The following is a 13,630-nucleotide window of genomic DNA, read 5'->3' as shown; positions in this document are numbered from 1 at the left end:
CGGCCTCCCCAGGGCGGGGCGGTTCAGCGCATGCCGGCCGCCGCGAGCGCGGCCGCCAGGAGCGCCGCCCGCTGCCCCACGTCGGGCACGGCCTCCAGCGGGACCCCGAACGAGGCCGTCCGCCCCGACGCGACCGCCGCGCCCTGCCCGTCTGCGTAGCGCGCGACGAGCCGCCCCGCCCCGCCCGCGCGCACCACGTCGGGCGCGCGGACGGCGTAGCGGTCGGGGCCGTAGGACGCGGCGAACGGGACGAGCCCGGCGCCCGCGTCGAGCGCGTAGGCGTCCGGCGCCGCCCCGCCCGCCTCGACGCCGAGGTACCGGCGGACCCACGCCGCCGAGGCCGGGTCGGCCGCCGCGTCACTCAGCCAGTGCGCGCCCGAGACCACGAGCGCGCCGCCGCCGTCGAGGTAGGCGCCGAGGCGGTCGCGGAGCGGGGCGGGGAGCGCCTCGAAGTCTGGCGCCCGCGCGGAGTCGGGGTGCGGCGTCCGCCGCTCCAGGCCCAGCGCGAGGTCGACGGCCGCGTAGTCGTCCAGCGCCACCGCCCCGCTCTCGATGGCCTCGTCCGTGGCCGAGACGAACGAGTGGCCGAGGGCGAGGAGCGCGGCCCCGTGCGCCGCCGCGTGGTCGCGCGTGTTGCCCGCGATGACCGTCGCCTCCAACTCCGCCCCGCTCGCGCCCCAGCCCGGCTGCGCGTCGCTCTCGTAGGCGAGGTCCGGGTCGAACACGCGCTGCGCGCCGACCGTGAGCACGCTGCGCCCGTCCGGCACGCCCACGACGTCAACGAACCCGGCGCTGTCGGGGAGCGCGACCGACGCGGGCGGGGCGACGCGGTCGAAGGCATCGACCACGAGGACCGGCCGCCCCGCCCCGGGCGCGAGCCCGACCGCGAGGGCTACGGACGGCGCGCTCGCCCCGCCCGCGTTGACGGCCACGACCCGGTAGCTCCGCACGACGCGGGGGGGCGGGGCGGGGAGGCTCGCCTCGGTCGCCCGCACGAGCGCGCCCTCGCCCCACCCGCGCTCGCCGTCGCGCGTCTGGACGAGGTAGGCGTCGGGCGCCGCCGTCGGCTCCAGCGGGTCGGCCTGGGGGCGCCACGCGAGGCGGACCGCCCCGCCCTCGAACGTCGCCTGGAGGTGCGTCGGGCGGAGCGGCTGGACCACAAACGGGCGCCCGCGCTGCTCGGCGAGCGACCGCCCGATGGCCTTGTACACGGCCCGCGCGGCGACAGCCTGGAACCGGGGGTCCAGCCCGAACTGCATGTCGCGGAAGTTCTGGTGCGAGAGGAGCTCTAGGAGCGCCGACGGCACGGCCGGCCGCGCGGCCTCGGAGTAGTTCCGGTCCCACAGCGAGCGCCGGTTCCAGTCCGGGTCGAACGTGGCGCGGAGGTCGTCGACGATCGTCGTCTGGAGGCGGTCGGCGAGGTCGCGGTTGGCGAGCCGCGAGGTCCCGTCGGCGAACGTGCCCGTCGAGTCCATGCCCGGCGAGTCGTAGATGAGGAGCGTCCCGACCGTCCCGTCGCGGTCGATCCCGGCGTCCGTGTGCCACGCGAGCGAGAGGTCGACCGGGATGCCGAGCCCGGGGTCGTCCGGCGCGAACGACGGGCCGAAGGGCGCGCCGCGGAGCCAGTTGACCCACTCGCCGCGGCTCCGGTAGTCGTCGACGTAGTCGGCGTCGGGCTCGCCGGTCACGTTGTAGACGGCGGGCGGGGCGCCGGCATACTGCTCGTAGTAGCGGGCCGCCTCGGTCCACCGCGGGCGCCCGCTCGTCTGGCCCTCGCGCGCCACGACCCCCACCCCGCCCCCGAAGCGGACGGCGTCGGCCGAGACCGTCCGGCCGTCGCCCGTGAGCGTGACCGAGGCCGGGCCGCCGAACTCCCACGTCCCGAGGTAGACCCACGTCTCCCCGCCCATCGTCTGGTTCACGAGCACCGCGCTCTCGCCGCCCGCGTGGCGGACCGTGTAGCGCGCGGCGTCCATGCGATCTGCCGGGTTACGGTCTGCCCCGCCCGCGTAGCTCACGTGGACCGCGTAGGCGCCCGGCGCGGGGAGGTCGGCGGTCCACGTGGCCGCGCCCTGCCCCTCGCGCGTGGTGCCGAGCGCGAACGGGTTCTGGCCGTCGCCGTACTGCGCGCGCAGGCCGAAGCCCGGCCCGCCATCGGCCCAGGCGCCCGTCTCGGCGTAGCCCGGGCCGCCGTCGTCGACGACCACCTCGGCCGCCTGCGGGTCCCGCTCGCGCGGGAGGAGCACGACGGCCCCGGCCCGCTCCAGCATGGGCACGAGCGTCTGCGTCACGAGCTGGACCGTGAGCAGGTCCTCGACGGTCGTGAACAGCCGCGCCCGCTGCCAGCCCCAATCGTCCGTTTCTGGGTTGAACAGCCACCCGTGGCTGGGCCACAGCGCCACGTGCCGCCCGGCGAGCCCGGCCGTCGGCGCCGCGGGCGGGGCGGCCGGGCGCGTGAGCGGGTACGCGGGTTCGGGCGGGGCGAACAACCGCGACGGGTCGAGGCTGAGCGAGTCGCGGTACGCGTTGGGGACGAGCGCCTCCAGCGCCGCGCCGCGCGTGACCACGCGGACCGGCACGCCCGGCAGCACGCGCCCGACCGCCGCGGCCACGTCGCGCGTGAACGCCGCCGCCGTCGCCGGGCGGACTGGCGCGTCGCCCAGGTCGCGCGAGAAGCGGACCTCGACCGCCCCGCCCGCCACGACGACGGAGTCGACCTTGACGCCCCGCCCGACGGGCAGCGCGCACCCGCCCGCGCGGCATCGGCTGAGCAGGCCGCCCAGGACGGCGTCCAGGCGCTCTGCCCGCTCGGCCGTCAGCGCCCGATCGGGCGCGGGCGGGGCGGCCGGCCCGCTCGACGCGCACCCGGCGACGGCGAGGACCACGAGGAGCAGGGCGGGGCGGAGGACGATCGGCATGCGGGACGGCGGCAGGGGCGGCCGAACGCTACGCACGGGCGGGGCGGCGCGCGAGCGGCGCGGCGGCCCCACCCCGCCCCCAACGTGCGAGAGAACCCTGCGGAGGCTGCTGGCGCGTCGACCGTCTTCCGACGGGTTCGCTGGGAGCCGTTGCGCGTCTCGTGTTGCGTGACCTCGGAGACGGAACACGGAACACGCAACACACCCTCAACTCATTATATCCGCTGTGACGCAGCGCTGCGGGCGGGGTGGAACGCGAGACGTGGTTCCGGCGGCTTGATACCCGAGCGCCTCGGCGCGCGCGGGGCGGGGCGGCACCTTGACCCCTCCTCTGCTCCGGCCCGACGCTCGGCCGCCCCGCCCGTGCAGACCGGGGCGGGGTGGCGGCCCTACACCTCCTTCAGCTCGTCCTCCAGCTGCTGCTTCCGCACCATCTCCGCGTACGCCCCGCCCTGGGCGACGAGCTCGGCGTGCGTCCCGCGCTCGGCCACGCGGCCGTCGTCGAGGACCACGATCTGGTCGGCGTCCTGGACCGCCGAGACCCGGTGGCTCACGACGACGACGGTCCGCTGGCCGAACTGGGCGCGGAGGTTCTCCAGGATCGTCGCCTCGGTCCGCGTGTCGACGGCCGAGAGGGCGTCGTCGAAGATGAGGATGGGCGGGCGGCGGATGAGGGCGCGGGCGATCGCCGCCCGCTGCTTCTGGCCGCCCGAGAGCGTGATGCCGCGCTCGCCCACGCGCGTGTCGAACCCGCGCGGGAAGTCCTCGACGTTGGCGAGCAGGTCGGCCTCCTCGGCCGCCTCGCGCACCTGCTCCTCGCCCGCGTCTGGGACCCCGAAGGCGACGTTGTTGCCGACCGTGTCCGAGAACAGGAACACCTCCTGCGGCACGTAGCCGATGGCGCCGCGGAGCGTCTGGAGCGGGATCTCGCGGGCGTCGACGCCGTCGATGAGCACGCGCCCCTCGGTCGGGTCCATGAGGCGGGGGACGAGCTCGACGAGCGTCGACTTGCCCGCGCCCGTCCGCCCGACGACGCCGACCGACGAGCCGGCCGGGACGTCGAACGAGACGTCGTCGAGAACGGGCGGGCCGTCCGGCGTGTAGCGGTACGTCACGTGGTCGAACGCGAGCCGACCCTCGACCGCCCCGCCCGCGCCGTCGCCGCCCGCGCCGCGGCCGGCCGAGACTTCCACCCCGCCCGCGCGGCCCGCCGCCCCGTCGCCGGCGGCGAGCGCGTCGGTGACCGTGGGCGGGGTGTCGAGGATCTGGGCGATCCGGCTCATCGACGCCGACGCCTGCTGGATCATCGAGACCACGTAGCCGAACGAGGCCACGGGCCACGTCAGGATCGTCACGTAGATGATGAACTCGGCGATGTTGCCCAGCGACAGCTGGCCCTCGATCACGAGCCGCCCGCCGACCCCGACGACGAGCACCGTCGAGGCCCCGATGAGCGTCGTGAGGACGGGCCGGAACGCGGCGTCGACGCGCGCGAGGTCGAGCGCCCGGTCCTGGTAATCGGCCGAGGCCCCGTCGATCCGCTGCCCCCACGCCTCCTCCTGGGCGTACGCCTTGACCACGCGGATGCCCGAGAGCGCCTCCTGCACGCGGCTCGTGAGCGACGAGTACGCCGACTGCTGGCGGTCCGTGCGGACGTGGACGAGCCGGCTCACGAAGAACGCGGCGACGGCCAGGATGGGCATGGGCAGCACGGCCCAGAGCGTGAGCGTGGGCGAGATGACCACCATGACCGCCAGCGCCGTCACGATCGCGGCGACGGCGCGGGCCAGGTACATCAGCGCCGGGCCGACGTACCGGCGGACCTTCTCGACGTCTGACGTCGCCCGCGTCATCACGTCGCCCGTCGGGTAGTGGTGGTAGAAGTCGGCCGAGAGCCGCTGGAGGTGGGCGTAGAGCCGGTTCCTCAGGTCGTACTCGATGTGCCGGCTCGCCACGACGACGAGCCGCCGCATGAGGAACACGAACACGCCGGCGACGGCGCTGAGCGCGACGACGAGCGCGCCGAGCAGGACGAGCGTGTTGCGGAAGTCGCCGTAGAGGAGGTCGCCCGCGGCCGTCCCGGCGGCGTAGCCCTGGACGGCCACCATGCGCGGGATGGCGTCGATCGCCTCGCGGATGACGCTGGGGACGACGAGCGCGAACAGCGACGAGACGAACGCGCACAGCAGCCCCGGGCCGATGAGCCAGCGGCGGCGCCAGAGGTCGGCGTTGAGACGGCGGAGGGGGGAAGCCATGCCTGCCCCAACGCCGGCTCGGGCGCGCGGTTCACGCGCCGCCACCCCGCCCCGCCCGCGCCGGGCGGGGTGGAGCCGAGGCCTCGGGCGGGGCGGGCGGGGCCGCTGGGAAGGGGGGGAGCTAGTGCGGGATCAAAGGGTCTTCTGCGTTATCAGCGTTCTGACCGGACGGGGCGGGGTGGGAAGAGTCCCCCTCCGGGACAACCGCGCAGCGTCGGCGCAGCCAGGAGGGGACACCCCGAAGGGACGGCGTAGCCAGGGGTGGTGGACCGGGCGGGGCGGGGCACATGAGACCCCTTGCCGCTGCCCTAGACGCGGTCCGCGAGCAGGTCCACGGCCTGCGTGGTCTCGTCGAGCGCCCGGTCGACGGCCTCGTCGCTCGCCGCCCCGCCCCGGGCCATCGCCTCGACCTCGCCCCAGCGGCCGGCGATCGTGTTCAGGCCCACGTTCGAGGCGCTCCCCTTGAGCTGGTGGGCCGCCGCGGCCAGCCCGGCCACGTCGCCGGCCGAGCGCGTCGACTCGGCCTCGGCGACGGCCTCGCGCGCCGAGGCGGCAAACGACTCGACGAGGTCGGCCACGAACTCGGGGTCCTCCTCGCCCAGCATGTCGGTCACGTGGGCGCAGACCTGGTCGTAGAGCGTCTGCACGGTCTCCGCCACCGTGGCCTCGTGGGGCGGGGCGGGGCGGGCGGCGGGCGGGGCGGCGAGCCCGAGCGCCTCGACGAGCGCCTCGGCCCCGAACGGCTTGGCGCAGAACGCGTCGAACCCGGCCGCCAGCGCCGCCTCCCGCGCCCCGCCCTCGGCGTGGTCGGCGACGGCGACGAGGCACGGGCGGCGCTCGGCGGGCAGCGAGGTGCGGACGGCACGGAGCGCCGCGACGCCGTCCATGGCCGGCAGGCGGAGGGCCAGCAGGACGGCGTCGTACGCGGTCCCCAGGCACCGGCGGACGCCGGCCTCGCCGTCGGCGGCCTCGTCGGCCGTGACGCCGAGGCGGCGGAGCAGGTCGAGCGCGGCGCGGCGGTCGGCGGCGTCGCCGTCGACGAGGAGGACGCGGGGGGCGGGGATCGACTCCACGGAAGCGGGCGGGGCTGGGGCGGCGGAAGAAGAGCCCCCCGCGTATCGGCGCTCGGCGCCGCCGACTAAACCGCGCCGCTCATTTCGCCCCTGGTTTCGTCGCCACCCCGCCCACGCAGGGCGGCGGGGTGGAAACGCGGGCGGGGTGGCGGGCCGCCCTACACCTCGAGCACGCGGACCTCCGCCTTGACCTCAGACTTTGGGATGAGCGCCGGCCAGTACGCGATGACCTCGCTCGGGCGCGGGCGCCCGCCGGCGAACCCCGTCACCGCGCTCGGGCCGGTCAGGATGAGCGGGGCGATCTCGCGGCCGAACTGCTCGACGGCCGCCTTGTCCTGGCCGCGCACGGACACGCGCAGCTGGACCTCGTCGAGGTCGGCCTCGCGCTTGGGGGCGGCCTCGTCCACCTCGGAGAGCGCGCCGGCGCCGAGGATCTCGGCCCGGTACTCGTCGAACTCCAGGCCCAGCGCGTCGAGCCGGTCGCGCAGGATGCCGGCCGCGGCCCGCGCCTTCTCGGCCGCGTTCGGCCAGGCGTAGACCAGCGTCGACGTCGCCTTCCAGCCGTCGGCGTAGGCGGCCGAGACCTTGAGGAACTCCGTGTCCGCCCCGCCCTCGATGCCGCTCACACGGACGCGGTCGGAGCCCTCGTCGTCGAGCCGGATCGACGTGAAGTCGGCGACGACGTCGGGCGTGATGTAGTCGGTCGGGTCGCCGATCTCGTAGAGCAGCTGCTCGGCCACGGTCCCGCGGCTGACGAGCCCGCCCGACCCCTCGTGCTTCGTGACCACGAACGAGCCGTCGGCGTTGACCTCGGTGATGGGGAACCCGATGCCGGCCATGTCCGGCACGTCCTGCCAGTCGGTGAAGTTGCCGCCCGACGACTGCGCCCCGCACTCGAGGATGTGGCCGGCGACGGTGCCCGCGGCCATCTTGTCCCAGTCGTCCCAGTCCCACCCGAAGCGGTCGACGAGCGGGGCGAGCGTGAGGCCGGTGTCCGTCGTCCGCCCGGTCACGACCACGTCGGCGCCCTGCGCGAGCGCCTCGGCGATGGGCCGCGCGCCGAGGTAGGCGTTCGCGCTCACGACGCGGTCGAGGACCGTCGAGATGGGCTCGCCGGTCTCCATGTGCTTTAGCTCCACGCCCCGCCCGACGAGGTCGTCGAGGCGGTCGAGCAGGTCGTCGCCCGTGACGACCGCCACCTTCAGGCCATGCGCGCCGCGCTCGCGGGCGCCGGCGACGATGGCCTCGGCGCAGGCGACGGGGTTCACCCCGCCCGCGTTCGAGATCACCTTGAACCCCTTCTCGCGGATGTCCGGGGCCAGCTCGGTCACGACGTCCACGAAGTCGCGGGCGTAGCCCATCTCCGGGTCGCGGAGCTTCTGCTTCTGGAGGATCGACATGGTCACCTCGGCGAGGTAGTCCATGACGAGCACGTCGATGGGGCCGCGCCGGGCCTGGTCGATGGGCGCGCGCTGGAGGTCGCCCCAGAAGCCTTGGCCGGAGGCGATGCGGAGCGGGGCGGAGTCGGACATGGGGCGGGGCGGAGGAGGGCGGAAGGGCTTCCGCTCAAGCTACTCCGCCCCGCCCCCGCCCGCCGTGGATCGCGCGTGCAACCCGGGTAGAGCGGGTAGAGCGGGAGGGCAGGTAGAGCGGGAGGGCAGGTAGAGCGGGAGGGCAGGTAGAGCGGGAAGAGCAGAAGGTGACAGCACGGGCGGGGCGGGGCGGCCTTCTTCGCCACCCCGCCCTTTTTGACGAGCGGGTTTTGTGAGCGGGCCGGGGTGGGGCACGCTCGTTTGCCGCCCCGCCCCTTTTCCCACGAGCGGGGCGGGGTGGGCCGGTTCCGCTCTACATGCCCTCCCGCTCTACCTGCTGCTCCCCCACTCCACGCGTCCCGCCCCGCCCTACGCCGCGCTCGGCCCGGGCGGGGCGGACTCCAGCCGGACGCTCACGGCCGTGCCGCCGTCGTCGAGCGCGCGGACGTCGAGGGCGCCGCCGACGCGCCGCGCGCGGTACGCCATCGTCCGCATCCCGAGCCCGCCGCCCCGCTCGAGCGCCCCGTCTGCGATGCCGACGCCGTCGTCCTCGACCGTGAGCGTGACGCCGGCGCCGTCCTCGTGGGCCAGCGTGATCGTGACCGCGCTGGCCCGGCCGTGGCGGGCCGCGTTCGCGAGCGCCTCCTGGGCGATCCGGTAGAGGTGGCCGGCGCGCTCGCGGGGCTCCACCTGCGCCGAGCCGACGGACACGAACCGGCAGTCGACCCCGAACGCTTCGGACGCGTCCTCGGCGAGGCGCCGGAGCGCGGCCTCCAGCCCGTCCGACTCGACGTCGATCGGGAACAGGCCGCGCGCGACGGCCCGGGCCTGCCCGAGCGCCTGCTCGATCATCTCCTGCGCCCGCTCGGCGTCGGCGGCGAGCGCGTCGTTGCCCCCGCGGCGGAGCGCGTTCTGGAGCGTCTGGAGTTTGAACGTGGCCCCGGTCAGCACCTGGCCCAGCCCGTCGTGGAGGTCCTGCGCGATCCGCTCCTGCTCGTTCGAGGCGACCTCGAGGATCTCGCGTTCGAGGTTGCGGCGCTCGGTCACGTCGCGCTGCGTGCCCACCCACTGCACGATCTGGCCGCCCTCGTCGCGAACCGGGGCGATCTCCCACTCGAGCACGAACGGCGTCCCGTCCTGGCGGTAGTTCACGGTCTCGGCCTGGACGGGCTCGCCGGCCTTCAGGCGCCGCCGGATCCGGTCGAGCACGGCCCGGTCGGTCGCCGGCCCCTGGAACATCCGGGGCGACTGGCCGATGACCTCGTCCAGGTCGTACCCGAAGATCCGGCGGTGGGCCGCGTTCGCGTAGAGGATGTGCGGGCCGGGCGCGTCGAGCGTGGCGTCGGTGACCAGGATGGACTCGGCCGCGCTCTCAATGGCCGCGGCGAGCAGCCGGCGCTCGCGGCTCGTCCGGCGGATCTCGGTCACGTCCTCGGCCACGTACGAGAACAGCGGCTCGCGCCCGTCTGCCCGATTGACGACGACGGCCAGCGCCCGGACGCCCTTGCCCTCGGGGTCCGAGCCCCATGGGAACGTCGTGTCGAAGTGGACCGGCCCGACCGACGCCGCCGCCTCGCGGACGTGGTCGAACCAGATGCCGGCCTCCTCTTCGGTGAACCCGACCTCGGTGAGCGCGCGTCCCTCGAACGTGTCGAACGTGGCCCCCTCGGACTGGAACAGGCCGACCGCCGCCGTGTTGGCCGCCCGCAGCTGGAGCCCGCCATCGACCAGCTCGACGACGCCCATGAGGAACGGAGCGCTGTCGAAGAACGACGCGAGCAGCCCGCGGTGGACGCCCGCGGCCTCGGCCTGCTCGACCTCCCCGGTCACGTCGTTCTGGACGCCGACAAAGTGGGTCACCTCGCCGGCCGCGTCGCGGACGGGCGAGATGTAGAGCCGGTTGTAGAAGAGCGTCCCGTCCTTGCGGTAGTTGCGGAGGACGACGTCGGTCGAGCCGCCCCGCCCGACGGCCGTCCGCACCTTGTCGAGCGCCTCGGCCTGCCCGTCGTCGTCGTCGTCGCGCGTCCCGTCGGCGCGTGTCTGGAGGAACCGGCAGTTCTGGCCGACGACCTCGTGGCGCTCGTAGCCCGTCGTCTCGAGAAAGTTCTGGTTGACGACGACGAGCGGCGTGTCCGGGAGCCGGGCGTCGGCGACGACGACGAGGTTGTTGACGGCGTCGAAGGCGCGCTGGATCAGGTCGCTCGCGTCGCGGACCGTGCCCTCGAAGCGGTCGCGGAGGAACAGGAGCGTCCCGTCGCCGACGACGCGGGCGACGGCCTCGGGCACGGCCCCGTCGGGCCGGATGCGGCTGGACTGGACGCGGACCCACGCCCACCCGCCCCGCCCGTTCCGCATCCGCACCTCGCGCTCGAACGGGGGCGGGGCGGCCCAGAAGGGGCGGCCCTCGTGCTGGACGGCGTCGTCGGGGTGGACGAGGTCGAGGAACGGGCGCCCGAGGGCCTCGTCGGGGTCGAGGCCGAGGACGTCGACCAGGCCGGGGCCGACGTAACGGACCGCCCCGCCCGCGTCGACGATCAGGACGGCGTCGGCGAGCGCGGCGGAGAGCGCCTCGAACGCGTCCTGGCCGTCAAAGTGGAAGTCGGGCTCGGGCGGGGTGGTCTCAGGCATGCGTTTGGGGGAACCGCTCAATCTATCCGGCCCGGCGCTCAGGGATCTCCCCGGCTGTGCCCCGGGCGCCTTCTCTACCGCGTCTGCACGCGGACCGAGTCGAGCGCCACGCGCGAGACCTCGAACGTCCGCCCCGCGTCGTGGATGTCGCCGTAGTCCTCGATCGCGCTGACCGAGTCGGCTGTCAGGTTCCGCCAGTCTTGGAACAGCACGCCGTCCACGCGGCGCTCGCCGTCGAGCGCGCGGAACCGCGTGCCCGTCTCGGCACGCGACGTGTCGGCCGGGTCTGCCGCGTAGGTGTAGGCGTAGTAGGCGACCCGGCCGTCGGGGCGGAGCCAGTAGACGTAGCGGTCGTCCCAGTCCGCCCCGCCCCCGTCCTGCGCGAACGTGACGCCGACGCGGTCGAAGGCCTCGCCGCCGACGCGGCCCGGCCCCAGCGACCGCGCGCGGACGGCGGGGTCCGCGAGCGGGGCGGGGAGGAGGGCGAAGTAGGCCACAGAGTTGACGGCCGTCGCGAGGCGCGCGGCCTCGGCCGAGTCCAGCGGCACCGCCGCCCCGCCTACGGTCCGGTGTGCGCCCTCGTTGTCGACGGCCTCCTCGACAGTCCGGCCTAGCGAGTCGGTAAGCGTGCGGGCGTAGCGGAAGGCGCCGCCGTCGCGGCGGAGCGTGAACGGCGTCCCGCGGAACTCGAACCGGACGTCGGCGCGGTCGAGCGCGGCCGAGCCGTGGACCGCCCGGGCGCGGTCGAGGAGCGCGAGCGCCTCGGCGTCGCCCTGCGGGCGGGGCGGCTCGGCGCAGGCGGCGAGGGCGACGACGGCGGCGACGGCCCACCCCGCCCACGACCATCGGGCGGGGCGGCGGACGGAGTCGGGTGGGGCAGAGCGGCCGCCCCGCCCGCGGCGGGCGGGGCGGGGTGGGCTCACGCGGGCTGCGGCGGGTCCGCGAGCGCGGCCCCGGCGGCGGTGGGGAACCGGACGTGGACGGCCGTGCCGCCGCCGGGCCGCCGGAACACGTCGAACGTGCCGCCGACGCGCCGCGCGCGGTACCGCATCGTGCGCAGGCCGAGGCCGCCGGCCCCGTCGTGGTCGGCGCCGTCGAGGTTGGCCTCGGGGATGCCGGCCCCGTCGTCCTCGATCGCGAGCAGGGCGCGGCCGTCGCCGTCGCCGCCGTGGCTGGGGTCCAGGCGGACCACGACGGACGACGGCCGGCCGTGGCGGACGGCATTGGCGACGGCTTCCTGGGCGATCCGGTACAGGTCGCCAGCGGCCTCGACGGGGCGGACCGCCGGCGCCCCCGAACTCACAAACTGGCACGCCACGTCGTACGTCTCGGCCACGTCCCGCGTCAGCCGGACCAGCGCGGCCGCCAGGCCGTCGACGCCGACGGCGACAGGGGAGAGGCCGTGGGCCAGCGACCGGGCCTGGCGCTGGGCGTTCTGGACGAGGTCGGCCGCCCGCTGGGCCTCGGCGGCGAAGGCTGAGCCCTCGGCCGCGAGGCTCTCGGCGAGCCCGTGGAGGTGGTACGCCGTCCCTGAGAGGACTTGGCCGAGCCCGTCGTGGAGGTCGCGGGCCACGTCCTCCTGGGCCTGGGCCGCCGCCGAGAGCACCTCGCCCTCGAGCCGCCGGCGCTCGGTCACGTCGCGCTGCGTCGAGACGTAGCCGGTGACGGCGCCGGCGGCGTCGCGGAGCGGGGCGATGTCGACCTCGACGAGGTACGGCGTCCCGTCCTTCCGCTCGTTGACGAGCTCGCCCCGGTACGGCCGCCCCGCCCCGAGCGCCCGCCGCATCCGGTCCAGCTCGGCCCGGTCGGTCATGGCCCCCTGCATGATCCGCGGGCTCCGGCCGACGACCTCGGCCCGGGTCCACCCGGTCATCTCCTCGAAGGCCCGGTTCACGTAGTGGATAAACGGCCCCGGCGAGTCCAGCCGGCCGTCGGTGATGACGACGGCGTCGGCCGCCTGTTCGAGCGCCGCCGTCCGCTCGGCCTGGGCCGCCACGAGCCGGTCAAACTCCGTCACGTCCTCGATCACGACGGCCGCGGTGCCGTCGTCGACCGGCGTCAGGGTGATCCGGAGGTGCCGGGCGCCGATGGCGTCGGGGTCGGCTCCGGGCGGCCACACGGCGTCCAGTTGGGCCGGGCCGCCGCCGTCGAGGCACGCCCGAACCGCGCGCTGCCACGCCGCGCGCTCGGCCTCGCCGTGGCCGAGCGCGGCGAGCGGCCGGCCGGCGAGGTCGGCCGGCTGCGCACCGTAGGCGGCCGCGAGCTCCCGGTTTACGCGCCGGTACGCGAGCGCCCCGCCCTCGCCGACCTCGACGACGCCCATCAGCCACGGGGCGCCCTCGAAGAACGCCCCGAGCAGGCGGCCGCGGGCGTCGCGCTCGGCCTCCACCTTGACGCGGTCCGTCACGTCGTTCTGGACGCCGACGTAGTGCGTGAGCCGCCCCGCCGCGTCGTGGACCGGCGTCACGAACAGGTCGTTCCAGAACATCCGCCCGCCCTTCGTGTAGTTGCGCACGAGGACGTGGACGGCCTCGCCGGCCGACACGCTCTGGCGGAGGTGGCGGACTCCGTCCTGGTCGCCGTCGCGCGTGCCGTCGGGGCGGTCCTGGAGGAACCGGCAGTTCCGACCCAGCACCTCCTCGCGCTCGTACCCGGTGACGTCGAGGAAGTGCTGGTTGACGAACGTGATGGGGAGGTCGTCCTGGGTGGCGTCGGAGACGACGACGAGGTTGTTGGTGGCGTCGAGCGCCCGGCGGAACAGGTCGAGCCGGTCGCGCGCCACGCGCTCCTCGCCGATCTCGCGCGCGAGCAGGAGGGCGTACCCGTCGAGCGGCCCGAGCCCATCCACCTCCACCCCGCCCAGGCCGGACGCCGATAGGCTCACCCAGCGCCCGTCGGCCAGCTGGACCTCCCACACGCCCGAGGCCGTCAGCGACGGGGGCAGCGAGCCGCCGCCGGCGAGGACCGACCGGACGGGGCATCCGCGGAGGGTGCCGGAGCCGAACAGGGCGTCGGCGCCGGTGCCGGCGTACACCACGCGCTCGTCGGGGTCGAGGACCACGAGGACGTCCCCGAGCGTCCGGGACAAAAACTGGAACGCGTCGCTCTCGTCCAGCCAGGCCGCCAGGCGGTCGGGCTCGGAGCGGCCGGCGAGGCCCGATAGGGCGGGGCGGCGGGACATCATAGTGGAAGGGATCTATAGACCCTGAATCTACGACGACCGC

Annotated in this window: 7 protein-coding genes; all 7 read right to left on the bottom strand. The window is 75.5% G+C overall.

The annotated features are described in order from the left end of the window. Positions 1-23: 23 nt before the first annotated feature. Complete coding sequence (locus tag RM540_RS08275; protein ID WP_311663083.1) at positions 24-2,918, bottom strand: golvesin C-terminal-like domain-containing protein; 2,895 nt, start codon at positions 2,916-2,918, stop codon at positions 24-26. Positions 2,919-3,307: 389 nt separating this feature from the next. Continuing rightward, the gene (locus RM540_RS08270) at positions 3,308-5,173 is read right to left on the bottom strand and encodes an ABC transporter ATP-binding protein (RefSeq protein WP_311663082.1); all 1,866 of its coding nucleotides are present in this window, start codon (positions 5,171-5,173) and stop codon (positions 3,308-3,310) included. A 308-nt stretch (positions 5,174-5,481) separates the two neighbouring features. Then, positions 5,482-6,246: a response regulator gene (locus RM540_RS08265; RefSeq protein WP_311663081.1), complete on the bottom strand. Its 765-nt coding sequence runs from the start codon at positions 6,244-6,246 to the stop codon at positions 5,482-5,484. A gap of 158 nt (positions 6,247-6,404) precedes the next feature. Then, positions 6,405-7,778 (bottom strand): acyclic terpene utilization AtuA family protein, encoded by a 1,374-nt coding sequence (locus RM540_RS08260; RefSeq protein ID WP_311663080.1) that lies wholly within the window; start codon positions 7,776-7,778, stop codon positions 6,405-6,407. Between the two features lie 369 nt (positions 7,779-8,147). Then, positions 8,148-10,406, bottom strand: a complete 2,259-nt coding sequence (locus RM540_RS08255) for a sensor histidine kinase (RefSeq protein ID WP_311663079.1) — start codon at positions 10,404-10,406, stop codon at positions 8,148-8,150. 74 nt (positions 10,407-10,480) lie between these two features. Beyond that, the gene (locus RM540_RS08250; protein WP_311663078.1) at positions 10,481-11,329 is read right to left on the bottom strand and encodes a DUF6503 family protein; all 849 of its coding nucleotides are present in this window, start codon (positions 11,327-11,329) and stop codon (positions 10,481-10,483) included. Then, on the bottom strand, positions 11,326-13,590 hold the full coding sequence (locus RM540_RS08245) for a PAS domain-containing sensor histidine kinase (protein ID WP_311663077.1): 2,265 nt from the start codon (positions 13,588-13,590) through the stop codon (positions 11,326-11,328). The genes RM540_RS08250 and RM540_RS08245 overlap by 4 nt, the downstream gene beginning before the upstream one ends. Positions 13,591-13,630: the final 40 nt, after the last annotated feature.

It is taken from the genome of Rubrivirga litoralis, assembly GCF_031846415.1.
Lineage (GTDB): Bacteria > Bacteroidota > Rhodothermia > Rhodothermales > Rubricoccaceae > Rubrivirga > Rubrivirga litoralis.
Note: the sequence above shows the minus strand (reverse complement) of the source record. Positions and strands in the feature narration are given on the sequence as shown.

Bases quoted from the DNA above. Each gene is read 5' to 3' on its own strand.
- RM540_RS08245 (WP_311663077.1), bottom strand. From the start codon at position 13,590: ATGATGTCCCGCCGCCCCGCCCTATCGGGCCTCGCCGGCCGCTCCGAG.
- RM540_RS08275 (WP_311663083.1), bottom strand. From the start codon at position 2,918: ATGCCGATCGTCCTCCGCCCCGCCCTGCTCCTCGTGGTCCTCGCCGTC.
- RM540_RS08260 (WP_311663080.1), bottom strand. From the start codon at position 7,778: ATGTCCGACTCCGCCCCGCTCCGCATCGCCTCCGGCCAAGGCTTCTGG.
- RM540_RS08270 (WP_311663082.1), bottom strand. From the start codon at position 5,173: ATGGCTTCCCCCCTCCGCCGTCTCAACGCCGACCTCTGGCGCCGCCGC.
- RM540_RS08255 (WP_311663079.1), bottom strand. From the start codon at position 10,406: ATGCCTGAGACCACCCCGCCCGAGCCCGACTTCCACTTTGACGGCCAG.